Raw genomic sequence first — 2,268 nt, forward strand, 5'->3', positions numbered from 1 at the left:
TCATCAAAAGCGTTATAGATTAAGATAAAATCGTAATTTGCGGCTTAAAATCCGGTATTACATCAATTAAACCCGGTATCCTACACTTAGTATAGTAATATGAAAAGATTTTGCAGCATGATCCTGGCCACCGGAATTACAATTACTGCAGTGGCACAAACAAGTTCAAAAAAAATGATCAAATATCCGCAGACAAAAAAAGATAATACGACCGATACATACTTCGGCACTAAGATAGCAGACCCCTACAGATGGCTGGAAAACGACATAGCCGACGACACAAAAGCCTGGGTGACGGAACAGAATAAGGTAACACAAAATTATCTCTCTCAAATACCTTACAGGGATAAAATCAAAAAGAGGCTTGAAGACCTCTGGAATTACGAGCGTTTCAGCGCGCCGTTCAGGGAAGGCGACTACATGTACTTTACTAAAAACGATGGATTGCAAAATCAATCGGTTCTTTACAGACAAAGGGACGGGGGAACTCCTGAAATTTTCCTGGATCCCAATAAGTTTTCTAAAGACGGAACAACATCCTTATCAGGAATTGATTTCACGAAAGATGGGAGCCTGGCTGCCTACCAGATCTCTGAAGGAGGCTCGGACTGGAGGAAAGTTATCGTAATCAGAACTTCCGACAAAAGCACAGTCGGCGACACCCTGACAGATATCAAATTCTCGGGCCTGGCGTGGAAAGGAAATGATGGCTTCTATTATAGTAGTTATGATAAACCGTCAGCAGGCAGCCAGCTCTCAGGAATGACCCAGTATCACAAGCTTTTCTATCATAAGCTGGGCACATCTCAAAAAGAAGATGTCATGATCTTCGGGGGGACAGCTACTCCGAGAAGATATATCGGTGCTTCCATCACTGAAGACGGCCGCTTCCTGGTAATTTCTGCTGCCAATTCCACTACCGGCAACGAATTATATCTGCAGGATCTTTCTCAGCCGGGCAGCTCAATAGTGAAGATCATCGACAACTTTAATAACGAGCATAACATCATCGATAATGAAGGGAGTAAACTCTTCATATTTACAAACCTGAATGCCCCAAACAACCGCATTGTAACGGTAGATGCATCAAACCCTGCTCCATCAAACTGGAAAGACCTGATTCCGGAAACGGAAAACGTGCTGACTGCCGGAACGGCGGGGGGAAAGATTTTCGCACATTATCTCAAAGATGCTACTTCTCTCGTAAAACAATACAGCATGGACGGCAAGCTGGAACGTCAGATTGACCTACCGGGAGTAGGCAGTGCATCTGGATTTGGTGGTAAAAAGACAGAAAAAGAATTGTATTACACGTTTAATTCTTACGTATACCCATCCACCATATTTAAGTATGACATAGAAGGAGGACGATCTGAAATCTATAAAAAATCAGGTGTAAAATTTGACCCTTCCCTGTATGAATCCAAACAAGTGTTCTATAAGTCGAAAGACGGAACACGCGTTCCCATGATCATTACTTATAAGAAAGGAATAAAACTGGATGGTTCTAACCCTACGCTATTATATGCTTACGGAGGGTTTAACATTAGTCTGACCCCATCATTCAGCACTTCCAACATCATTCTGCTCGAACAGGGCGGCATCTATGCCGTTGCCAATCTGCGAGGTGGCGGCGAATACGGAGAAAAGTGGCACGTAGCCGGTACCAAGCTGCAAAAACAAAATGTATTCGACGACTTTATAGCGGCTGCTGAGTACCTGATCAGCAACAAATATACCTCTAAAGAAAAACTTGCAATTGCCGGCGGTTCAAATGGGGGCTTGCTGGTTGGAGCTTGCATGACTCAGCGACCTGATTTGTACAAAGTCGCATTCCCCGCAGTAGGAGTTCTGGATATGCTTCGTTACAACAAGTTTACAGCGGGAGCTGGATGGGCATACGATTACGGTACAGCGGAAGATTCCGGAGAGATGTTTAACTATCTGGTGAAGTACTCTCCCTATCATGCTCTCAAGCCCGGCACTGCATATCCTGCTACCCTCGTTACAACGGCCGATCATGATGACCGTGTAGTACCCGCTCACTCGTTTAAGTTTGCCGCCCGTCTCCAGGAGTATCACAAAGGGTCCAATCCCGTCCTGATCCGGATTGAAACGAAAGCAGGTCATGGCGCCGGAAAATCCACTGCCCAGATCATTTCGGAGCAGGCCGATAAATGGGCATTTATGTTCTATAATATGGAATACAAAAGCTTATAAATCGCAATTCATGAATAACATAGTAAAACACATTGAAGGCCATACAAG

At 44.3% G+C, this 2,268-nt stretch carries 1 protein-coding gene; it reads left to right on the forward strand.

Going from position 1 to position 2,268, the window contains the following annotated elements:
• Window positions 1-99: 99 nt before the first annotated feature.
• Window positions 100-2,220 (forward strand): prolyl oligopeptidase family serine peptidase, encoded by a 2,121-nt coding sequence (locus tag DDR33_RS01110; RefSeq protein ID WP_109413914.1) that lies wholly within the window; start codon window positions 100-102, stop codon window positions 2,218-2,220.
• Window positions 2,221-2,268: the final 48 nt, after the last annotated feature.

This window comes from Pararcticibacter amylolyticus (assembly GCF_003130405.1).
Classification (GTDB): domain Bacteria; phylum Bacteroidota; class Bacteroidia; order Sphingobacteriales; family Sphingobacteriaceae; genus Arcticibacter; species Arcticibacter amylolyticus.